Here is a 21,063-nt window from a genome sequence, read left to right as displayed (position 1 = left end):
GGGAAGCCCGGCTCAGGTCTTCTTGCGGAACTTCGAGACGGCCAGCGGTGCGGTCACCACGGTGATGGCGACGGCCCAGGCCAGCGTCATCCACACCGAGTGGGCCACGGGCCCGCCGCGCATCAGGTGCCGGGCGGCGTCGGCGAGGTTGGACAGCGGGTTGTACTTGGTGAAGCCCTCCAGCCAGCCGGGCATCTTCGCGGTCGGCGCGAAGATCGAGCTGCCGAACTGCAGCGGCATCAGGACGAGCATGGCGATGCCCTGGACGGCCTGCGGCGTCTTCAGGGACAGGCCCAGCAGGATGAACACCCACATCAGCGAGGCGCCGAACGCCACGGACAGGGCGACCGCGGCCAGCAGGTGCAGCGGGGTGGTCGTGATGGACAGGCCGAGGGCGAAGCCCATGCCGAGCAGGATGGCGGTGGCCACGAGCATCCGGCCGATCTCGACCACGATCTTCGCGACGAGGACGGAGGACCGGGCTATCGGCATGGTGCGGAAGCGGTCCATCACCCCCTTCTTGAAGTCGTCGTTGACGCCGGTGCCGACGGCCATGGCGATGTTCATGCCCTGCATGGCCATCAGGCCGGGCACCAGGTAGTTGAGGTACTCCTTCTCGTGGCCCTTGCCGGCCATCGAGCCGCCGAAGACGTACGTGAAGAGCAGGATGAAGATGATCGGCATGATCACGGCGTCGAACATCGACTCCGGATCGGCCTTGATCTGCAGCAGGTTGCGGCGCGCGAGGGCGCCGATGTGCCGCAGGTTGGCCCGCAGGCCGATGCGGCCTTCACGGGCGGGCGCCGCCGCCGCGGGCGCGCCGAGCGTAGCCGCGCTCATGCGGCGACCTCCTGGAGTGCGTCGGTGTCGGCGCCGTCCTGCTGCGGGGCGGACGCCTTCTGGCCGGTGACGGCGAGGAAGACCTCGTCGAGGCTCGGCAGGTGGGTGGAGATGCCGGAGATCGCGAAGCCGCGCGAGCCCAGCAGGGCGACGACGGCCGTCAGCTGCTCGTCGCTGATGATGGGGACGTTGACGACGCCCTCGGCCTCGTCGGCGGTGGCGCCGGCGATCCCGTCGAGCTGGGCCTGGGCCAGCGCGCCGACCATCCGGTGCAGCTCGCCGCGGTCCGCCGGGCGTATCTGCAGGGTGCGGCCGCCGACCTTCGCCTTCAGCTCGTCCACCCGGCCGCCCGCGATGACCCGGCCGCGGTCGATGACCGTCAGCTCGTCGGCCAGCTGCTCGGCCTCCTCCATGTACTGCGTGGTCAGGAGGACGGTGGCGCCCTCGGCGACCATCCGCTGGACCTCCTCCCACACCTCGTTGCGGGTGCGGGGGTCGAGGCCGGTGGTGGGCTCGTCCAGATAGAGCACGGCCGGCCGGCCGATCATGGACGCCGCTAGGTCCAGGCGGCGGCGCATGCCGCCGGAATACTGCCCGGCGGGGCGCTTGGCGGCCTCCGTGAGGGAGAAGCGCTCCAGCATCTCCTCGCCGCGGCGCCGGGCCTCCTTGCGGGACAGGTCCAGCAGGCGGCCGATCATGTACAGGTTCTCGAAGCCGGACAGCTTCTCGTCCACCGAGGCGTACTGGCCGGTCAGGCCGATCACCCGGCGCAGCTGCCGGGGCTGGGCCACCACGTCGTACCCCGCGACGCGGGCGGTGCCGGCGTCCGGCCGGAGCAGGGTGGACAGGCAGCGCACGAGCGTGGTCTTGCCGGCGCCGTTGGGGCCGAGGACACCGAGGACGGTGCCCTCGCGGACGTCCAGGTCGACGCCGTTGAGCGCCTTGGTGGCGCCGAAGTGCTTGACGAGGCCGCGGACCTCGACGGCGTTCCCGCCGCCGCCCGCCCCCCGTGAGGTGTCGTTTCGCGTCATGCCCACCACGGTGCCAGGGGCCACTGACAACGCGCCGACAGGCCGCCGACAGGGGTGTCGGCGGCCTGTCGCCGCGGTGTCGGCGCGCCGTCTGCCAGGGGTGCCGCACCCCACTCTCGTCTGCCGCGGCGGGCTTCGCGGCGCCGGCTACTTGCTCGGGGTGCCGCACCCCACTCTCCTCCGCTGCGGCGGGCTTCGCGGCGCCTGGCTACCTGCTCGGGGTGCCGCACCCCACTCTCCTCCGCCGCAGCGGCGCGCAACCCGCCGCAAAGCGAACCGGCGGTGCCGGACCGGCCCGCAGGCCGGCACGGCACCGCCGGACAGCACCATCGGGGCTGATCACCACCGCGGCGGAAGAAGAGCGCCCGGCACGGCTTCGCAGTGCGCCTACCAGCCAGGGGCCGCAGCGCGCCGCAGGCGCTTAGTGGAACGCGTGCTCTTCCGACGGGTACGCGCCGTCCACGACGTCCTCCGCGAACGCGCGGGCCGCGTCGCCCAGGACCTCCCGCAGTTCCGCGTACTTCTTCACGAAGCGCGGCAGGCGCCCCGGCGTCATGCCGGCCATGTCCGTCCACACGAGCACCTGCGCGTCGCACTCCGAGCCCGCGCCGATGCCGACGGTCGGGATGTGCAGGGTGCGCGTGACCTCGGCGGCCAGCTCGGCCGGGACGAGCTCCAGGACGACGGAGAAGGCCCCCGCGTCCTGCACGGCCTTCGCGTCGCGCAGCAGCTGCGCGGCGGCCTCCTCGCCGCGGCCCTGGACGGGGTAGCCGCCGAAGGCGTTGACCGACTGCGGGGTGAGGCCGATGTGGGCCATCACCGGGATGCCGGCGTCGACGAGCAGCTTGATCTGGTCGGCGGACCGCTCGCCGCCCTCCAGCTTGACCGCTCCGGCCCCGGTCTCCTTGATCAGCCGCGTGGCGCTGCGCAGCGCCTGGACGGGGCCTTCCTGGTACGCGCCGAAGGGCAGGTCGGCGACGATGAGGGCGCGCTTGGTGCCGCGTACGACCGCGGCGGAGAGGATCGCGATCTCGTCCATGGTGACCGGCACCGTGGACTCGTAGCCGAGGTGACAGTTGCCCATGGAGTCGCCGACGAGGAGGACGGGGATGCCGGCCTCGTCGAAGACGGAGGCGGTCATCGCGTCGTAGGCGGTGAGCATGGGCCACTTCTCGCCGCGGACCTTGGCGGCGGCGATGTCGCGGACGGTGATGCGCCGGGAGCTCGTGCCCCCGTACAGCGCCTTGGGGTCGCGGCTGCTGTCCGGCTTCGGGGCAGGCGTCGTCGTCATGGCGGTGTGCTCCTGTGATGTGTCGTCTCGAGGCGCCCTGACGGCGTCCCCGGATCACCTCCCATGCTGACACGCCGCCCGCGGGCGGGAAAGGGCCGGGGGGCCGCGGGGGCGCACATCCGTTCGTCGGATCCGGGTAAAGGTTTTCCAATACGAGACGGGCCCGTATCGGAAAAGATCTAGGGTGGTGGACATGGCAGACGATCCCTCCGGCAACGGTCCCCCCGGCGCCGCCCCCGCCGCGCCGCCCCGGAGAGTCCCGGAGGCGGTCCACCGCAGACGCTGGGCGATCCTCGCCGTCCTGCTGCTCAGCCTGCTCATCGTGGTGCTGGACAACTCGATCCTGAACGTGGCGATGAAGACGATCGCCACCCCCGCCCCCACGGGCCTCGGCGCCACCCAGAGTGAGCTCGAGTGGGCCATAAACTCCTACACGCTGGTCTTCGCCGGGATCCTGTTCACGGCCGGCCTGCTGGGCGACCGGCTCGGCCGCAAGAAGGTCCTGCTCTTCGGCATGGTGGTCTTCGGCGCCGGGTCGGTGCTCTCGGCGTTCTCCGGCTCGCCCCACGAGCTGATCGCGTTCCGCGCGGTCATGGGCTTCGGCGGCGCGTTCGTCATGCCGGCCACGCTCGCCATCATCGTGAACGTCTTCGAGCGCGACGAGCAGCCCAAGGCCATCGGCATCTGGGCGGGCGCGGTCGGCCTGGCCGTCGCGATCGGGCCGATCACGGGCGGCATCCTGCTCGACCACTTCTGGTGGGGCTCGGTCTTCCTCGTGAACGTGCCGATCGTGATCACCGCCGTGATCGCGATGTCCCTGCTCGTCCCCGACTCGAAGGACCCGCGGCCCGGCCGGCTGGACCCGCTCGGCGTGGTGCTCTCCGTGGCGGGCCTGGTCCTGCTGGTCTACGGCATCATCAAGGGCGGCCAGCTCGCCGACTTCACCGATCCCGAGGTCTACGGCACGGTCTGCGGCGGTCTGCTCGTCCTGGTCCTGTTCGTCGTGCACGAGCGGCGCTCCACGCACCCCGCGCTCGACATGCGCTGGTTCCGCAAGCCGGCGTTCTCGGCCGCCGTCTCGTCCATCGCGCTGGTCTTCTTCGCCCTCATGGGCGTCACGTTCTTCACCGTCTTCTACACGCAGAGCGTGCGGGGCTTCACGCCGTTGCAGAGCGGGCTGCTGATGCTGCCGCTCGCGGCGGCCCACATGTTCTTCGCCGTACGCGTGCGCAGGGTGGTCGCTAAGCTCGGCGTGCGCGTCGTCTGCACGGGCGGCATGGTGATGGTCGCCGCGACGATGGCCGCCTTCCTGCTGCTCGACCGGGACACCCCGGTGTGGGTGCTGGAGGTGCTGCTGTTCTTCCAGGGCGCCTCGATGGCGCACATCATGCCGCCCGCCACCGTCTCGATCATGCAGTCGCTGCCGCGCGAGAGGGCCGGCTCGGGCTCGGCCGTGAACAACACCTTCCGGCAGCTCGGCGGGGCGCTCGGCATCGCCGTGCTCGGCTCCGTGCTGTCCACGACGTACCGCGACGGGATCTCCGCGCGGCTCGACGCCGTGCCCGGCCTGACCGGGGAAGCCCGGCACGCGGCGGGCGAGTCCATCGAGGCCACGCTGAACGCGGCGGCCCGGCTCGGCCCGCAGGGCAAGGCAATCGTGGGCCCCGCCAACGACGCCTTCGTCCACGCCATGCACGTCACCGCCCTCTGCGCCAGCGCGTCGGCGCTGCTCGGGGCGGTCGTGGTCGGGCTGTTCCTGCCCAAGCGGGGGTCCGCGCCCCCGGCGGCGGGGGCCGCGCGGCCGGACGGCCGGAAGGAACAGGCGGGGGCGGGCGCATGACACAGACCACGGCAAGGGAAACACAAGCGCCGGCAGCAGCAACGACCGCCGCGGCCCCGCCCGGCACCGCCGAGCGGCGCGGCCGGCCCCGTAACGCGGCCCTCGACACCGCCGTCGTCGAGACCGTCCTGCGCCTCCTCGAAGAGGGCGTCCCCCTCGGCGCGCTGTCGATGGAGCGCATCGCGCGCGAGGCCGGCATCGGCAAGGCCACGGTCTACCGCCGCTGGCCCGGCAAGGAGGCGCTGATGCTCGACGTCATGCGCTCCCTGGAGGACGAGGCCCCCGAGCCCGCCGGCGCATCCGTACGGGACGACCTCGTGACGCTGCTGGAGGTGCTGCGCCGGCGCGGCCTTGCGAAGCGGGAGTCCGCCGTCCTGCGGACGGTCCTCGCGCAGGTCAAGGCGCATCCGAGGCTCTGGCAGGAGTACCACGAGAAGGTCGTCCGGGTCCGCCGCGAGGCGGTCCACGCCGTCCTGCGGCGCGGCATGGCCACCGGAGAGGTCCGCGCCGACCTGGACGTCGAGCTGATGGGCGATCTGATCGTCAGCCCCATGCTGTCGCGGGCGATGTTCCACGACCGGGCGGAGCTGCCGGAGGATCTGCCCGGGAAGATCGTCGACGCGGTGCTGGCGGGGATCCGCCCGCGCTGAGGGGCGTCCTCTCCCGCCGGCCGCGGATTATGCCCGTTCTGTCACAGCACGCCCCGTGGGCCGCCGGTCCGGAACCCCGGTCCGCCGGGCCGTCGTCCTCCCCTGCGACACCCCTTCCAGGGGTGCCGGGCAAGAAGCGGAAGCAGCGCATGCCGCGCCCGCCGGGTGATCACCTATCGTCTGGTGGGCGGGGCCGCAGCGGAAGAAGATTGAGGGCAACGGATGGCGCAGGCGTACATGCAGGAGACGGGCCGAGACGGGACCGGTCCGGAGCGGACCGGATCCGGGGCCCGGCGCCTCATGGACAAGTGGCGGGACCGCGGCGTCTGGCGGCGCGGCATCGTCCTCGCCGTCATCGCCGGCCTGCTGGGGCTGCTGATGCTCCTGCACACCCAGCTCCCCAACCGGATCGGCAACCTCGGCAGCCTGACCGAGACCTTCCTGCCCTGGCTCGGGCTCGCGATCCCCGTCCTGTTCGTCCTCGCGCTCGTGCGGCGCTCGGCGACCGCGCTCATCGCGCTGCTGCTCCCGGTCGTCACCTGGGTGAACCTCTTCGGCGGGCTCCTCAGCGACAAGACCGCCAAGGGCGGCAACTTCACGGTCGCCACGCACAACGTGAACGCAGAGAACCCCGACCCCGCCGCCACCGCCCGGGCCGTCGCCGCCTCGGGGGCGGACGTGGTCGCCCTGGAGGAGCTCACCAACACCTCGCGCTACGAGAAGGCGCTCGCGGGCTCGTACAAGTACCACTCGGTCCAGGGCACGGTCGGCATATGGAGCAAGTACCCGCTGGAGCTGGTGCAGCCCGTCGACATCCGGCTCGGCTGGGTGCGGGCCCTGCGCGCGACCGTCCGCACGCCCCAGGGGCCGGTGGCCGTGTACGTCGCGCACCTGCCGTCGGTGCGCGTGAAGTTCAACGCCGGCTTCACGGCGGGGCAGCGCGACCGCAGCGCCGAGGCGCTCGGCCGGGCCATCGCCCAGGAGCCGGAGAAGCGCGTCGTCCTCCTCGGCGACCTCAACGGCACCATGAACGACCGCTCCCTCGCCCCCGTCACCTCGCAGCTGCGGTCCGCGCAGGGCGCCGCGGGCGACGGCTTCGGCTTCAGCTGGCCGGCGAGCTTCCCGATGGCCCGGATCGACCAGATCATGGTGCGCGGGATGGACCCCGTCTCGGCGTGGACCCTGCCGGAGACGAAGAGCGACCACCTGCCGGTGGCAGCACGCGTCAAGATCTGAGCCCCCTTCTCCCGTCTCCCGGCCGGGGAGCGGCTACCTCATGAGCCACTCCCTGGCCAGCAGCATGACCTCCTGGCGGCTGCGGCCACCGTGGTCGGCGGCCATGAAGCGGGTGCCGATCCGGGACGAGAAGGTGAGCAGGGCGCGCACCTCGACCTCGTCCTCGTCGGCGCAGAACGAGCGGTACAGCGAGCGCAGGTAGTCCATGCGCCGGTTGTCCACGCGCCGGAGCCGCTCGGCGACGGCCTCGTCGCGCCGGGCCCAGTCGCGGACCGCGAGCTCGGCCGTCACGCTGGTCACCGATCCGTCGGAGGCGGCCGCGACGATCGCGAACAGCCGCGCCAGCCTGGCCCGGGCGTCTCCCCCGCCGCCCTCGGCCTGCTCGATCACCACCTCCGTGACCTCGCGCTCCCACGTGTCGAGCATCTCCGCGAGCAGCGCGTCCCGGTTGCGGAAGTAGCCGTAGAAGCCGCCTTTGCTGACGCCGAGGGCCTGGGCGAGCGACTCGATCCGGACGGCCTCGGGGCCGCCCGCCGCGAGCGCCCGCAGCCCCTCCTCGATCCACTTGTCGCGGGGCGTGCGGATGGCGCCCATGACCGTGTCTCCTCTCACCCGACCCCCCGCCTATACGGCACCGTATAGAGGGTCTACCGTTTCATCCATACGGCATCGTATAGATGGGGGAAGCAACATGAGGCTGCCGAGCACCGCACACACCTCCCGTCCCTGGCGCATCCACGAGATCGCCTACGACTTCCGCGTGGAGGACGTCTGGGACCTGCCGACACCGGGCGGCCCGGACGACCTCGCGCACCTGGTGAGGCAGATCTCGGCCGGCAAGGGGGACATCGACGCCCCCGTGGCCCGCGCGCTCTTCGCGATCCGCTGGAAGCTCGGGGCGCTGCTCGGCTGGGACAAGCCCGCCACCGTCGTCGGCGCCCGGGTGGCGACCCTGCGGGACCGCCTTCCGGCCGACCTCCGCGACGGCCTCCGGGGCCCCGGCTTCGGCAAGTTCACCTCCGTCTACCAGACCCACGACGAGTGGGCGGCCGAGATGGCCAACGCGACCATGCACGGCGTGATGCACATCGGCTGGGTCCCGGACGGGACCGGCGGCCACCACGCCCGCATGGCCGTCCTGGTGAAGCCCAACGGCCTGTTCGGCGCCGCCTACATGGCGGGCATCAAGCTGTTCCGGTACGTGGGGGTGTACCCGGCGCTGCTCCGGCAGATCGGACGGGACTGGGAGAAGAGCGCCCACGAGAGGAGCGCGGCCCGGGAGGCGTGACCGAGAGGCGTGACCCGCGAGGCGCGGCCCGGGAGGCGTGACCCGGGAGCGCGGGCGGATGCGGCGGGGCCATCCCGTACCCTGGACGGCTTGCCCCGCACCCCCGTTCGAAAGGCCTCCTCATGCCCCTGGCGCTGCTGGCGCTCGCCGTCTCGGCCTTCGGCATCGGGACCACCGAGTTCGTGATGATGGGCCTCCTGCCCGAGGTCGCCGGTGACCTGGGGACCTCCGTCCCCACCGCCGGCTATCTGGTCTCCGCCTACGCGCTCGGCGTCGTCTTCGGCGCCCCGCTGCTCACCGCGCTCGGCGCGCGCGTCCCCCGCAAGCGGATGCTGATCCTGCTCATGGGCGTCTTCACGCTCGGAAACCTGGCCTCGGCGCTCGCGCCCGGCTTCGGGACGCTCGTCGCGGGCCGGGTCCTCGCCGGGCTGCCGCACGGCGCGTTCTTCGGCGTGGGGTCCGTGGTGGCCGCCCGCCTCGCGGGCGAGGGGCGGCAGGCGCGGGCCGTCGCCATGATGTTCCTCGGCCTGACCGTCGCCAACATCGTCGGCGTGCCGGCGGCGACCCTGCTGGGCCAGCACCTGGGCTGGCGCGCGACCTTCCTCGTCGTGACCGGCATCGGCGTCCTGGCCATGGCCGCGCTGGCGCGGCTGATCCCCGACCTGCCGCACGAGCAGGGCGCGGGGCTCGGCCGGGAGCTGCGCGCGCTCGGCGGCCGCCAGGTGCTGCTCGGCCTGCTGACCACCGTCTTCGGCTTCGCGGGCGTCTTCGCCGTCTACAGCTACCTGTCGGCGATGGCCGTCGAGGTCACCGGCTTCTCCGAGACCTCGGTGACGTTCGTGCTGGCGCTGTTCGGCACCGGCATGACGCTGGGCGTCCTCGCGGCCGGGCCGCTCACCGACCGCGCCCTGCGCCCCACGCTGTACGGGGCCCTGGCCGGGCTCGCGGCGGTCCTGGTCGTCTTCGACTTCACGGTGCACGTGAAGTGGGCGGCGCTGGTGACGGTGGTCCTGCTGGGCGCGGCCGGCTCCATGACCAGCACCCCGCTGCAGATGCTCATCATGAACAAGGCCAAGGCCGCCCCCACCCTCGCCGCCGCCTCCAACCACTCCGCGTTCAACCTCGCCAACGCGGGCGGCGCGTGGCTCGGCGGCGTCGCCATCGCGGCGGGCTGGGGCTGGACGTCGCCCACCCTGGTGGGCGCGGCCCTCGCCGCCGCGGGCCTGCTGTGCGCGATCGTCTCGGGCGCGCTGGACCGCGACGGCACGGAGCCGTCCCGCGTCGTCGCCTCGCACGGCGCGGACCGCGAACGGGACGCGGCCCGCGAGCAGGTGGGCTAGCCCGTACGGCCGGAGCGGGCCCTGCGGCCCGCTCCGGCCTCACCGCCCCTCTACCCCTTGTCCCTTTGCCCCTTGACCCTCTGCCCTCGGCGAATCTGCCGGGGGCAGAGAAGTGTGCCGCGGCGCCCCCGGCGGCCGGAGAGTGATGGGGAACCGGACCACGCGTCCGCCAGGCCAAGGAGGCCCGATGTACCCACTCGCTCTCGCACCGCGCGCCGCCGACGGCGACCCGTCCCCCACCCGTTTCGACGACCACCTCGCCTCGCTGCTCCTCATGCAGCGCATCGTCGTGCTCGGCACGGAGGTGAACGAGGTCTCCGCCAACCGCGTCTGCGCGCAGCTGCTCCTGCTGTCCGCCGAGGACCCCCGTACGGACATCTCGCTCTGCATCAACAGCCCCGGCGGCTCGGTCACGGCCGGGCTGGCGATCTACGACACCATGCGGCTGATCCCCAACGACGTCTCCACCCTGGCCATGGGATTCGCCGCCAGCATGGGGCAGTTCCTCCTCACCGTCGGGACGCCGGGCAAGCGCTACGCCCTGCCGAACGCGCGGATCATGATGCACCAGCCGTCCGCCGGGATCGGCGGCACCGCCGCCGACATCGCCATCCAGGCGGAGAACCTCGCCTTCACGAAGAAGGCCGTCGAGCGCATCACCGCCGAGCACACCGGCCAGTCCGAGGAGACCATCTCCCGCGACGGCGACCGCGACCGCTGGTTCACGGCCGAGGAGGCCAAGGAGTACGGCATGATCGACCGGGTCGTCACGTCACTCGACGACGTCCGCCCGGCCGGCGCGAAGCGACGGATCGGACTCTGACGCCATGAGCCAGTACACGATCCCCACCGTCGTCGAGCGCACCTCCAACGGGGAGCGGGCCTACGACGTCTTCAGCCGGCTGCTGTCCGAGCGCATCATCTTCCTCGGCACGGAGATCGACGACGGCGTCGCCAACGTCGTCATCGCCCAGCTCCTGCACCTGGAGTCGGCCGGCCCGGACACCGAGATCGCCCTCTACATCAACTCGCCGGGCGGGTCCTTCACTTCCCTCATGGCGATCTACGACACGATGACGTTCGTCCGCGCCCCCATCTCGACGTTCTGCGTCGGCCAGGCGGCCTCGACCGCGGCGGTCCTCCTCGCCGGAGGCGACCCGGGGCGGCGCTTCGTCCTCGAACACGCGCGGATCCTGCTGGGGCAGCCGGTGAGCGGCGGCCGCCAGGGGACGGTCTCGGACCTCACCCTCCAGGCCAAGGAGATGCTCCGCATCCGCTCGGAAGTGGAACAGGTCCTCTCCCGGCACACCGGCCACGACGTGGCGTCCCTCCGGGCGGACATGGACCGCGACAAGGTCTTCACCGCGCACGAGGCCGTGGCGTACGGGCTCGCCGACGAGGTGCTGAGCTGCAGGGCGCTGCAGACCGCGGCCTGAGGGAGCCTGAAGGGGCCTGAAAGCTTGATGGGAGAAGGCGGCTGCACCACGGGGGTGTGCGGCCGCCTCTCCGGGCGTCAGCCTTCAGGCTGCCAGGCGCACTTCGCCCCGGTGCGGGGCCGTCGTCCGCTGCGCGACCGGCCGTACGTGCAGCGCTTGCGTGCGCGCGTGCGTGCGCGTGCGCATACGGCTGGCCAAGCGGACGAGCTCCTGCTGCACCAGTGCGAGGAGTTCGGCCAGGCTCAGGCCGAGCGCCCGCGCGGCGGCGGCGAGCACCTCGGACGACGCCTCCTTGCGCCCGCGCTCCACCTCGGACAGGTACGGCATGGAGATCTGCCCGGCGTCGGCCACGTCCTTGAGCGTCCGCTTCTGCGCCAGCCGCTCGCGCCGCAGCACGTCACCGAGGACGTCCCGCCAGAGAGGTTCCCTGGCGAGGGGCTCGCCGGTGAGGGGCTTTCCGGCGGGACGGAGAGGAATGACACGGGCGGCTGGTTCCGACGCTTGGCTGGTCACCTCTTCAGCGTAGGAGCACGGCAACGCTCCCGAGGTACCGAGCCGTTCTGCCGCCCGCGAAATCACGGCGGCCGGGCGCCCGGCCGCCCTCCCCGATCCTTCCCAAACGGGTGAGAACCCCCGTAACCCGCCCGTCCTCCCCGCGCCGTGCGGAAGACTTCCGTCGTATGGACGCCGTACGGGTCGCACTGCTGAGGGAAGTGCTCGCCGGGACCGAGTGGTTGCAGGACACGCGCCGGTTCGCCGGGGCGCTGCGGGCCTCCGTGGCGCGGCGGCACGGGGGGCTGCTGCTGGTGGGGACCGAGGGGTACGAGCCCTGGCACCTGGCGGCGCACCTGGATGACGAGGCCGCCTGGTCGGGGCTGCCGGAGCTGTCGCCCACGCTCGTGCGGCACCGCGTCCCGCCCGGGGTTCCCGCGCACTTGTCCGTCGGCCTGGGCAGGCTGGAGGCGGCGCGGCGGGGCGAGACGCTGCTGGTGGTGACGGCTGACGAGCCGGGCGACGGCCTCCTGGAGCGGGTGCACGACGCCCGGCGCGGCGGGGCGACCGTGCTGTCGCTGGACGGGGCGCCCGCGGAGGCCGGTGCGGAGATGCGGGCGCTGGCGCACGACCGGCTGGCGGTGCCGCCGCCCGCGCCGTGTTCGACGAGGACGGAGCTCGACCTCGACACCGTGCAGCACCTGGTCAGCGCGGCCGCCGGGGAGAACGGCCTGCCCGCGCCCCGCGGCGGGCGGCGGCGGTTCCGGGACCGGCTGGCCCGGCTCGCCGACCAGCTGGCGGCGCCTCCTCCGCCCCGCTGGTAACCCCTGCCACACACGACAAGCGGAAGCCTCGCTTCGAAAAAGCGTTTGCTCCCGATCTTCCGCTTATGGACCATGGTCTCCCGTGACTGCGCAAGACCCCCCTCCCCCGTCTTCTCCTTCTTCTCCTTCTTCTCCTTCTTCTTCGCACCGGCGCCTGCGCGCCCTGCTGCCCGACCTGACGCCCTGGCACTCCTCCCGCGACTTCCGCCGCATGTGGATCGCCGGCCTCGTCACCGTCTTCGGCACGTTCCTGACGTTCATCGCCGTGCCGCTGCAGCTCAAGGAGCTGACCGGGTCCGCGCTCGCCGTCGGCGCGGTCGGAGTGGTCGAACTGGTCCCGCTGGTCGTCTTCGGGCTCTACGGCGGCGCGCTCGCCGACGCCCTCGACCGGCGCAAGCTGATCCTGTGGACGGAGGCCGGCCTCGGCGTCCTCTCCGCCCTGCTGCTCCTCAACACGCTGCTGCCGCACCCCATGGTCTGGCCGCTCTACGTCGTGGCCGCCCTGGTCAGCGCCCTGAGCGGGCTGCAGCGGCCGGCGCTGCAGGCGATCGTGCCGCGCGTCGTCGCGCACGAGCAGCTGCCCGCGGCGATCGCGCTGAACTCGATGCGCTGGCAGATCGGCGCCATCGCGGGGCCGTCCCTCGCCGGCGTGCTCATCGCCTTCGCGGGCCTGCAGTGGGCCTACGCGCTGGACGTCGTCTCGTACGCCGTCTCCGCCCTGCTGCTCTTCGGGCTGGCCCCCTCCCCCGCCTCGCACGAGGCCGACAAGCCGTCCCTGCGCGGCATCCTGGAGGGCGCGCAGTACGCGTGGAGCCGCAAGGAGCTGCTCGGCACGTACGTGATCGACATGGCGGCGATGCTGTTCGCCTTCCCCACCGCGATCTTCCCGTTCCTGGCGGACGACCTGCACGCGCCGTGGGCGCTGGGCCTGATGTACGCGGCCGGCGCGGTGGGCTCCCTGGTGGTGAGCCTGACCAGCGGCTGGGCCTCGCGGGTGCACCGGCACGGCCGGATGGTGGTCTACGCGGCGCTGGGCTGGGGTGCGGCGATGGCCGTCGCGGGCTGGCTCGGCAACGTGTGGCTGGTGCTGCTGTTCCTGGCGGTGGCGGGCGGCTGCGACATGGTGAGCGGCCTCTTCCGCTCGGCGATCTGGGACCAGACGATCCCGGACGAGCTGCGCGGCCGGCTGGCCGGCATCGAGATGCTCTCGTACTCGATCGGGCCGCAGCTGGGCCAGGTCCGGGCGGGCGGCATGGCCTCCCTGACGAACGTGCGGGCCTCGGTGTGGGCCGGCGGGCTGGCGTGCGTCGCGTCGGTGGGCCTGCTGGCCGTGTCGCTGCCGAAGCTGATGTCGTACGACCAGCGGACGGACGAGCATGCGGTGCGGATGCGGTCCCTCAAGGCCGCGGAGGCGGTGGCCGAGGCGGCTTAGGCGGCTTAGGCGGCTTAGGCGGCTTAGGCGCCGCCGGGCAGCCCGGTGGGGGTGGGTCGCCGTGGCGGCGGGATGTTCTTGCCTGCGGCAAGAGCGGGCCGAAAGGCCACGCCTTTCATTCCGCCGCGACGGCGACCAGCCCACCGCTCACGTGACCGGCGGTGCCGGGCCGGCCTCAGCCGGCCTTCGGGCCCTCCCCGGCTCCGCCGGCATCGCCGGCGTCGTCGTTCCAGCGCGGATCCGTCCGCCACTCCTCGTTCCGCTCGCGCGCCGTCTCCATCGCGTGCGACGCCTCCTCGCGGGTGCCGTAGGGGCCCAGCCGGTCCGCGGCGCGGCACTCCGGGCCCTCCTCGACCCTGCCGTGCTTCAGGCAGTAGTACCACTCGCCCGGCCTGCCGGCCGGGCGCTTCTTGAACAGGGCCATCGGGATCTCCCTCACATCCGTTCTCTCGCCCACATGCTCCCCGATGGGCCCTGGCTACACTCGCTGACATGTCTGGCCAGTCGCTTCTCACGCCGGGGACCCTGTCCCCCACCCGCCCCGTTCCCGCCTCCATCGCGCGGCCCGAGTACGTCGGGAAGGCGGCGCCCACCCCGTACTCCGGCCCGGAGATCCAGGACGCGGAGACGATCGAGCGGATGCGCGTCGCGGGCCGCATCGCCGCGCGGGCGATGGAGGAGGCGGCCAAGCTGATCGCCCCGGGCGTGACGACGGACGAGCTGGACCGCGTCGCCCACGAGTACATGTGCGACCACGGCGCGTACCCGTCCACGCTGGGCTACCGCGGCTACCCGAAGTCGCTGTGCTCCTCCATCAACGAGGTCATCTGCCACGGCATCCCCGACTCGACGGTCCTGCGCGACGGCGACATCGTGAACCTGGACGTGACGGCGTACATCGGCGGCGTCCACGGCGACAACAACGCCACCTACCTGTGCGGCGACGTGGACGAGGAGTCGCGCCTGCTCGTGGAGCGGACGCGCGAGGCGCTCAACCGCGCGATCAAGGCGGTCAAGCCGGGCCGCCGGATCAACATCATCGGCCGGGTCATCGAGTCGTACGCCAAGCGCTTCGGCTACGGCGTCGTCCGCGACTTCACGGGCCACGGCATCAACTCGTCCTTCCACTCCGGCCTGATCGTCCCCCACTACGACAGCCCGCACCACGACACCCTGATTCAGCCCGGCATGACGTTCACGATCGAGCCGATGCTGACGCTCGGGACGTACGAGTACGACATGTGGGAGGACGGCTGGACGGTCGTCACCAAGGACCGGAAGCGGACGGCGCAGTTCGAGCACACGCTGGTGGTGACCGACACGGGCGCGGAGATCCTCACTCTTCCGTAAGCGCTGCGGGGCGGGCGTCCGGGCGCTACGGTTTTACCGACGGACCGTCGGGAAGACATTGACTTAGGTAAGCCTAAGTAGCAGGATGGCTTCTCGTCGCCACGCCCGTTCCCCCGGCCACCGGAGGTCCGCCTTGGACGCGCCCGCCAGCCCCGCCGCCAGCACGCCGTTCTCCACGCTCATCCGCACCGCCTCGCACGAGCAGCACACGGAGGCGGAGAACTCCACGTTCATGAGCGACATGCTCGGCGGCCGCCTCGGCGTCGACGCCTACCGCCGCTACACCGAACAGCTCTGGTTCGTGTACCGCGCCCTGGAGTCCGCCGCCGGGTCCCTCGCGGGCGACCCCGTGGCCGGGCCCTTCCTCCGCCCCGAGCTGGCCCGCACCGCCGAGCTGGAGCGCGACCTCGCCCACCTGGGCGGCCCGGACTGGCGCAGCGGCCTCACCCCGCTGCCCGAGACCGCGCAGTACGCGGCCCGCATCGAGGAGTGCGCGCGCGAGTGGCCCGCGGGCTACGTCGCCCACCACTACACGCGCTATCTCGGCGACCTCTCCGGCGGCCAGATCATCCGCGGCACCGCCGAGAAGACGTGGGGCTTCGCGCGCAAGGGCGACGGCGTCCGGTTCTACGTCTTCGAGGCCATAGCCAACCCGGCCGCCTTCAAGCGCGAGTACCGCGGGCTGCTGGACGCCCTGCCGGTGGACGACCTGGAGAAGCAGCGCGTGGTGGACGAGTGCAAGCGCGCTTTCGCGCTGAACACGGCGGTGTTCCGGGCGCTGGGGCGGGAGTTCCCGCTCACCGCCTAGGCACCGCCTGGTCACCGCCCGGTCACCGCTCAGCAGGAGCGCTGGTAGGCCACGTCGGAGAAGAGGTTCTTCCAGTCCTCCTCAGGGACGCTCGACGGGTTGGCCCGGCACAGGTCGGCGTAGAGGCGGTCGGTGTCGGGGTGGAGGAGGAAGGTGAGCGCGCCGCGGCTGCCGTCCTTCCCGCTCGTGACGGCAATGAGGGGCAGCCGGTCCGGGAAGAGGAGGACGCGGCTCGCTCCCGGCAGTGCGGCGAAATGCGGGGTGCGCCAGTCCCCGCCGGGGCCGACGTCCCAGATCCGCCAGGGGTCCTTGCCCGTCAGCAGCCGTCCGGCGTCCGGGCCGCGCTCGATCTTGTCGTTGTTCGTTTGGTCAAGGAGCATGGTCCGCGTCCTGCGCGGGTGCCGGAAGTCCTTCACGTCCCAGAACTGGACGCTGTTGTTCTGGTCGACGGCCGCCAGGATGTCGCCGCCGATCTCCTCGTAGCCGGACACGCCGGCCGGGATCAGACCGCCGCGCCGTGGCCGGTCGAGGTCCGAGAGGTCCCACAGCGCCACCTGCCGGCCGGGTTCCTCCGCCAGCAGCAGCTTCCGGTCCCTGGAGAAGCCGATGCTCCTGTCGGCCTTCATGCCACCGACGACTCCCGCCCGCCGGGGCCGGCCGGGGTCGGCGACGTCCCAGAGCTGAAGGTTCTCCTTCCCTTCCATGGTCGCGACGGCGCGGGACGTCAGGAACCAGATGCTCGCCGAGAAGTCACTCGTGCTGCCCTCGAACACCGACCGCCGCACGGGCGTGCGCGGCTTGCTCACGTCCCACAGCTCGATGCGGTGGTCGAACGTCCGCCCGACGGCCAGCAACCGACCGTCGGGGCTGAAGCCGAGGTTCACGTCCGGGGCGTTGAAGGGGATGTCGCCGCCCGGGACCGGGTCGCCGGGACCACTCATGTCCCACAACCGGAAGAGGTGGTCCTTGGTGGCCTCCGTGTACCGGTGGGCCAGAACGACTGACGTACCGGGCAGGAAGTTACGGATCTCCCAGGGCTCGGGAACGGTGAACTTCAGCCGCGGTGCCGTCCACCGGCTGACGTCCCACACCCGCCGCGTCTCGGCCCCGCCCTTCCTCGTCTCCTCCGTGATCATGAGGGTGCCGTCGTGGCTGATGGGGCTGGTCCCGGTGTCGGTGAAGGGCAGGGCACCGACGGCCGCCGGGGCGGGCGGCCGCTGAGGCCACAGCCGTACCGTGCCGTTCTCCCCGCCCGCCGCGACGTACGCCCCTGCCGGATCCCAGGCGACGGCTCGGGTGTACGTGCTCACCGGGAGGTGACTCTCGTCGGTGGCTCTGCCGAGGGCCGGGGCATCCGTGTCCTCGACACGCTGCAGGGTCAGCTCGCTCTTCGCGTACAGGGCAGATCTCTTGCCTTCCCACGCCAGGGTTGCGCCGTCCCTGCTGAAGCCGAGGGCGGGCAGGTCCTCGAACTCCCAGTACGTAAAGGTGTCCTTGGACGGGGCGAAGGGCTTCAACCGTTCGCCTCCCTCGACCGTCCATCCGGCCAGATGGCTCTTCCGGCTCGCGCCGACGAGCAGGTCGCGCCGCGGATGGAACGCGGCCCGCGTCGCCGTGCCGGTCGTCACCGTGTCCTTCAGGGCGGGCCGCGCCGGCTCCCGTACGTCCCACAGTCCGATCGCGCCCGTCCCGCCCTCCCCGTGCTGCCCACCCAGCGTGCCGCTGCTCACCGCCAGCAGCCGGCCGTCCCTGTTGAACGCGACGGACACCACGTCTTCCGAGGCGACCGTCCGGTCGGTGCGCAGCTCCGGCCGGGCCGGTTCGGCGAGGTCCCAGAGCAGGAGCCGGCCCTTTCCCAGGCCCGCCGCCAGCGTCCTGCCGTCCGGGCTGAAGACGAGCGAGGCTGCCGCCCCTCCTGGCGCTCCGCGCGCGCTGAGGCGCCGCGGGCGGAAGGGGTCGGCGGTGTCCCACACCGCGAACCCGCCGGCCGTCTGGGCGGCCAGCAGCCGCGTACGGGGGTGGAAGGCGACCGCCGCCGCGGAGCCGAGGTCCAGGGAGGCGGCCTTGCGCGGGGCGGCCGGGCGGCTCACGTCCCACAGCTGCAAGCGGCCGCCGCGGTGGCTCGCCGCCAGCACCCGGCCGTCTCCGCTGTACGCGACGTGGAGGACGGGCTCGCCCGTTCCCCTCAGATCCACCGGCACCTGGGACATCTGAGCCGCGTACAGGCTCGATCGGCTCTCCGGCGTGCTCGCCAGGCGGTACGAGGCCAGGCTCAACCGGAGGGCCGTCAGGGGGTCGCGTGCGCGCAGGCTGTCGGCCTTCGTCGCCAGTTGCTTGGAGAGCAGCACCGACTCCCGGTCCTCCGCCCGGTGCTGCGCGCCCCGCGCGAGAACGGCGAGCGTGGACGCGAGGACCGCGAGGACGACGACGATCGCGAGCCCCGCCCGCCGGAAGCGCTTCCGGCGCCGCTCGGCGCCCCCGCTGGCCGCCAGGAAGTCCTCTTCCACCGGGCGCATCGGCAGGCGCCCTCGCCCGTCGCCGGCCGTCAGGGAGCGGGCCGCCGCCAGGTGCTTGCCCGCGTACAGGCCGCTGGGCGGGCGGCCCGCCTCGGCCCAGGCATCGGCGGCGTCGCCGAGCCTGCGCCGCACCAGCAGCCCGTCGAGGTCGTCGTTGATCCACTGACGGAGCCGGGGCCAGCCGTGGAGCAGCGAGTCGTGGCAGAGTTGCGCCTCGTCGTCGTCCTGGACGACGAGGCGGGCGTCGGTGAGGCGTTGGAGCAGGGCCGCGTGGTCGGCGAGTTCACCGGTGGGGACGCGGCGCCGTACGGCTCTGCCGTCGCCGTCCACCAGCCGCACCATGCGCAGCACGAGTTCCCGTAAGTCTCGCTGCCCGTCGGCGTCGAGGGAGTCGTGGATGCGCTCGGCGGTGGTGCCGACGGACGTGCGGATGCCTCCGGTGGCCTGGTAGCCGGCGAAGGTCAGCCGGTTGCCCTGGCGGCGGGCCCAGGTCTCCTGCAGCGCGTGGGCGAGGAACGGCAGGGCGATGGCCCCGCGCGGGGCGGCATCCTCGTCCTCCAGCTCCCGCAGCAGGTGGTCGGCCAGGCCGTCCTCCAGGTCCAGCAGTACGCGCTTGGCGGGCAGCTTGATGGCCTCGCGCAGTTCGTCGCCGGTCATCGGGGGGACGGTGAACTGCCCCTCCCGCACGAGGCGGGCAAGCCTGGGGTCGCGCAGGCAGTGGCCGAAGTAGTCGGCGCGCAGACCGAGGACGATGCGGGGGCCTCGGCCGGGTTCCGCGCCGGTGAGGGCGCGGATGAACAGTTCGCGCTCCTCAGCGTCGTCGCAGTGCGTGAAGACCTCTTCGAGCTGGTCGACGATCAGGACGCGGGGCGGCCGCCTGCCGTCCACGGGAGCGCCGAACCGCCCCGCGCCCAGGTCCCGTTCGACCTCGCCGAAGGGCCGGCCCGTGGCCTCGGCCCAGCCGGCCGTGAGCGTGTGGAAGGGACGGGCGCCGGGCGCGGGCACGAACAGCGCGGAGCCGTGCCCCCCGCTGTCCAGCCTCGCGGCGAGGCCGGCCCGCAGCAGCGAGGACTTGCCGACGCCGGAGGGACCGACGAGGACGAGGGGGCGGCGGGATGCGGCGGCCGTCACCTTCTCGACCAGGGCGTCGGTGAGGTCCTTACGACCGAAGAAGAACTCGTGCTGCTCGGGCAGGAAGGGGCGCATGCCGGGATACGGGCAGTCGCCCTCGGACGGCGGCTCCGGGACGGGCGGGGCCGCGGGTGTGTAGCGGGGGTTGCGGGCGACGACCAGGTCGCCGATCCGGCCCTCGCTGCCGGCGTGGGGCCGGGCGGGCGCGCCCTGCAGACGGCGGTCGAGGTGGCGGTAGAGGCCGGCGAGGGTGAACTGCTGCGGGCCGCCCGCGTCGCCCTCCCGCAGCAGGCGCAGGAGTTCGCCGCTGAAGAGGGTGTACTCCTCGCCGTCCGGGGCGAACGCGGCGGCGTAGTGCGTCGCGGAGGCGAGGAGGAAGCTGCCGTGGGGGCGGGCCGAGGCGTACGGGTCGCGGCGCGGCCCCCGCTGGACGGCCTCCGCGAGCCCGGAGAAGCAGCAGTCGAGGATCACCACGGGACGGGCGGAGGAATCGCCGAGCAGGTTTCTGATCTCGGCGTACGGGACGGCGTGCACGGTGTCCTGCGCCGAGCCGGTGGCCGCGGTGGCGAGGTAGAGCTGCTCGGCGGGTCCGAGGAGCCCGTGGCCGACGAAGCAGAAGAGGACGACGCCGCCCTCGGCGCGGTCGGTCACGTCCTTCATGGCGGCGAGGACGTCCGGCGCCCCGGCCGGGTCGGTGAGCAGGGTGACGCGGTCGCCGCGCTCGTCCGCCATGCCGCCGGCCGTGCGGAGCGCCTCGGCGAGGGCGGTGGCGGAGCGGACGGCGCTCGGCAGGTCCGCGAGGGCACCGGAATACCGGCCCGTACCGACCACTAGGGCGTGGCAGTCCGGACCGGCCAGGTCCCTTCCGGCGCCCTCGTCCATGGTGGTCAGGGCCGGTCGGCCGGGAGCTCGCCGCGCCGGAGGGCCTCGGCCAGGCTCCGGGCCAGCTCGCCGCTGTCCCGGGCGTTCAGGTCCCGCACCTTCTCGGTGGAGACGGTGACCTGCGTACCGTCGGGCAGGGTGATGGTGACGGTCTGGTTGCCGCGGCGGTTCTGCAGCCAGGCGATGACCGCGGCCGACAGCGCGGCCGTCGCGCCGCCGGGCGCGAGGAGGAGGGTGAGGAACTCGGACGCCGCGCCCATGGTGCCGGGGGCGGGCTCGGGCGCGGGCTCCTGTCTGACGTGCGGCCGTAGTTCCGGATGGCGCTGCAGCCACCGGCGGAGATCGTTCAGTGCGGCGGGGCCGGTGCGCGTGCCCGTGTCCGGGCTGCTGACCGTCAGCGTTGCCTTCACTGCGCCCTCACTGCCCCTTTCACGCCTCACGTGCTTTCCGGGGCCACGAGGCTACACCGCAACGGGGGTGTGCTGAGCGGTAGTTCGGTCACGGTTGGCCATCGCCGCGGGGAAGGGCGGCGCCCCCTGCCGGGGCCGGTGAAGGCAGGGGGCGCCGGTCTGCGGGCGCGGGCGGTCAGCCCTGCGCGGGGCCGCGGCCGCGGCGGCGCGTGGCGAAGACGGCCCCACTGCCGGCCAGCACGAGGGCGCCTGCGGCGCCGAGGAGG

19 protein-coding genes are annotated in these 21,063 nt (G+C 72.9%); 11 read left to right on the top strand and 8 right to left on the bottom strand.

Annotated elements, in window-relative coordinates; genetic code table 11:
- Positions 1-12: 12 nt before the first annotated feature.
- The 3 genes from ACSNOH_RS18110 to panB form a co-directional block, all read right to left on the bottom strand.
- Complete coding sequence (locus ACSNOH_RS18110; protein WP_436722389.1) at positions 13-840, bottom strand: ABC transporter permease; 828 nt, start codon at positions 838-840, stop codon at positions 13-15.
- Positions 837-1,871, bottom strand: coding sequence for an ATP-binding cassette domain-containing protein (locus ACSNOH_RS18105; RefSeq protein ID WP_436722388.1), 1,035 nt, complete (start codon positions 1,869-1,871; stop codon positions 837-839). Before ACSNOH_RS18105 ends, ACSNOH_RS18110 begins: the two co-directional genes overlap by 4 nt.
- Positions 1,872-2,292: 421 nt before the next feature.
- Positions 2,293-3,162, bottom strand: a complete 870-nt coding sequence (panB, locus tag ACSNOH_RS18100; protein ID WP_436722387.1) for a 3-methyl-2-oxobutanoate hydroxymethyltransferase — start codon at positions 3,160-3,162, stop codon at positions 2,293-2,295.
- A gap of 193 nt (positions 3,163-3,355) precedes the next feature.
- Here panB and ACSNOH_RS18095 point away from each other — a divergent pair, with 193 nt between their 5' ends.
- From ACSNOH_RS18095 to ACSNOH_RS18085, 3 genes are all read left to right on the top strand, one after another.
- Positions 3,356-5,002, top strand: a complete 1,647-nt coding sequence (locus ACSNOH_RS18095) for an MFS transporter (RefSeq protein WP_436722386.1) — start codon at positions 3,356-3,358, stop codon at positions 5,000-5,002.
- On the top strand, positions 4,999-5,652 hold the full coding sequence (locus tag ACSNOH_RS18090) for a TetR/AcrR family transcriptional regulator (RefSeq protein WP_436722385.1): 654 nt from the start codon (positions 4,999-5,001) through the stop codon (positions 5,650-5,652). Before ACSNOH_RS18095 ends, ACSNOH_RS18090 begins: the two co-directional genes overlap by 4 nt.
- A 300-nt stretch (positions 5,653-5,952) precedes the next feature.
- On the top strand, positions 5,953-6,888 hold the full coding sequence (locus ACSNOH_RS18085; protein ID WP_436722394.1) for an endonuclease/exonuclease/phosphatase family protein: 936 nt from the start codon (positions 5,953-5,955) through the stop codon (positions 6,886-6,888).
- Positions 6,889-6,921: 33 nt separating this feature from the next.
- Here the strand turns inward: ACSNOH_RS18085 and ACSNOH_RS18080 are convergent, their stop codons facing one another.
- Positions 6,922-7,482: a TetR/AcrR family transcriptional regulator gene (locus ACSNOH_RS18080; RefSeq protein ID WP_436722384.1), complete on the bottom strand. Its 561-nt coding sequence runs from the start codon at positions 7,480-7,482 to the stop codon at positions 6,922-6,924.
- Between the two features lie 97 nt (positions 7,483-7,579).
- On the opposite strand from ACSNOH_RS18080, the gene ACSNOH_RS18075 reads away from it, so the two are divergent.
- The 4 genes from ACSNOH_RS18075 to ACSNOH_RS18060 all read left to right on the top strand — a co-directional run bounded on the left by ACSNOH_RS18075 (position 7,580) and on the right by ACSNOH_RS18060 (position 10,952).
- Positions 7,580-8,176 (top strand): DUF2867 domain-containing protein, encoded by a 597-nt coding sequence (locus ACSNOH_RS18075; RefSeq protein WP_436722383.1) that lies wholly within the window; start codon positions 7,580-7,582, stop codon positions 8,174-8,176.
- Between the two features lie 122 nt (positions 8,177-8,298).
- Positions 8,299-9,516, top strand: coding sequence for an MFS transporter (locus ACSNOH_RS18070; protein WP_436722382.1), 1,218 nt, complete (start codon positions 8,299-8,301; stop codon positions 9,514-9,516).
- A 187-nt stretch (positions 9,517-9,703) separates the two neighbouring features.
- The gene (locus tag ACSNOH_RS18065) at positions 9,704-10,339 is read left to right on the top strand and encodes a ClpP family protease (protein ID WP_436722381.1); all 636 of its coding nucleotides are present in this window, start codon (positions 9,704-9,706) and stop codon (positions 10,337-10,339) included.
- 4 nt (positions 10,340-10,343) lie between these two features.
- The gene (locus ACSNOH_RS18060; protein ID WP_436722380.1) at positions 10,344-10,952 is read left to right on the top strand and encodes a ClpP family protease; all 609 of its coding nucleotides are present in this window, start codon (positions 10,344-10,346) and stop codon (positions 10,950-10,952) included.
- Positions 10,953-11,036: 84 nt separating this feature from the next.
- Here ACSNOH_RS18060 and ACSNOH_RS18055 read toward each other — a convergent pair whose 3' ends face one another.
- A complete protein-coding gene (locus tag ACSNOH_RS18055) occupies positions 11,037-11,465 on the bottom strand; it encodes a helix-turn-helix domain-containing protein (protein ID WP_436722379.1) in 429 nt (142 codons plus the stop codon).
- Between the two features lie 167 nt (positions 11,466-11,632).
- Here ACSNOH_RS18055 and ACSNOH_RS18050 point away from each other — a divergent pair, with 167 nt between their 5' ends.
- On the top strand, positions 11,633-12,268 hold the full coding sequence (locus ACSNOH_RS18050) for a hypothetical protein (protein ID WP_436722378.1): 636 nt from the start codon (positions 11,633-11,635) through the stop codon (positions 12,266-12,268).
- An 82-nt stretch (positions 12,269-12,350) separates the two neighbouring features.
- A complete protein-coding gene (locus tag ACSNOH_RS18045; RefSeq protein WP_436722377.1) occupies positions 12,351-13,700 on the top strand; it encodes an MFS transporter in 1,350 nt (449 codons plus the stop codon).
- Positions 13,701-13,875: 175 nt separating this feature from the next.
- Here ACSNOH_RS18045 and ACSNOH_RS18040 read toward each other — a convergent pair whose 3' ends face one another.
- Positions 13,876-14,124 (bottom strand): hypothetical protein, encoded by a 249-nt coding sequence (locus ACSNOH_RS18040; RefSeq protein ID WP_436722376.1) that lies wholly within the window; start codon positions 14,122-14,124, stop codon positions 13,876-13,878.
- Between the two features lie 68 nt (positions 14,125-14,192).
- Between ACSNOH_RS18040 and map the strand changes: the two genes are divergently transcribed.
- Both map and ACSNOH_RS18030 read left to right on the top strand, forming a co-directional pair.
- On the top strand, positions 14,193-15,050 hold the full coding sequence (map, locus tag ACSNOH_RS18035) for a type I methionyl aminopeptidase (RefSeq protein WP_436722375.1): 858 nt from the start codon (positions 14,193-14,195) through the stop codon (positions 15,048-15,050).
- Positions 15,051-15,183: 133 nt separating this feature from the next.
- Complete coding sequence (locus ACSNOH_RS18030) at positions 15,184-15,858, top strand: heme oxygenase (biliverdin-producing) (protein WP_436722374.1); 675 nt, start codon at positions 15,184-15,186, stop codon at positions 15,856-15,858.
- A 29-nt stretch (positions 15,859-15,887) separates the two neighbouring features.
- Here ACSNOH_RS18030 and ACSNOH_RS18025 read toward each other — a convergent pair whose 3' ends face one another.
- Together ACSNOH_RS18025 and ACSNOH_RS18020 are read right to left on the bottom strand one after the other, a co-directional pair.
- Positions 15,888-20,387 (bottom strand): caspase, EACC1-associated type, encoded by a 4,500-nt coding sequence (locus ACSNOH_RS18025; protein ID WP_436722373.1) that lies wholly within the window; start codon positions 20,385-20,387, stop codon positions 15,888-15,890.
- Positions 20,388-20,392: 5 nt separating this feature from the next.
- Positions 20,393-20,797 carry an effector-associated constant component EACC1 gene (locus ACSNOH_RS18020; RefSeq protein ID WP_436722372.1) on the bottom strand — a complete coding sequence of 135 codons (405 nt, stop codon included), beginning with the start codon at positions 20,795-20,797 and terminating at the stop codon, positions 20,393-20,395.
- Positions 20,798-21,063: the final 266 nt, after the last annotated feature.

Origin of the sequence: Streptomyces sp. URMC 127 (assembly GCF_051386535.1) — a bacterium.
GTDB lineage: Bacteria > Actinomycetota > Actinomycetes > Streptomycetales > Streptomycetaceae > Streptomyces.
This window is presented reverse-complemented; position numbering and strand designations above follow the sequence as displayed.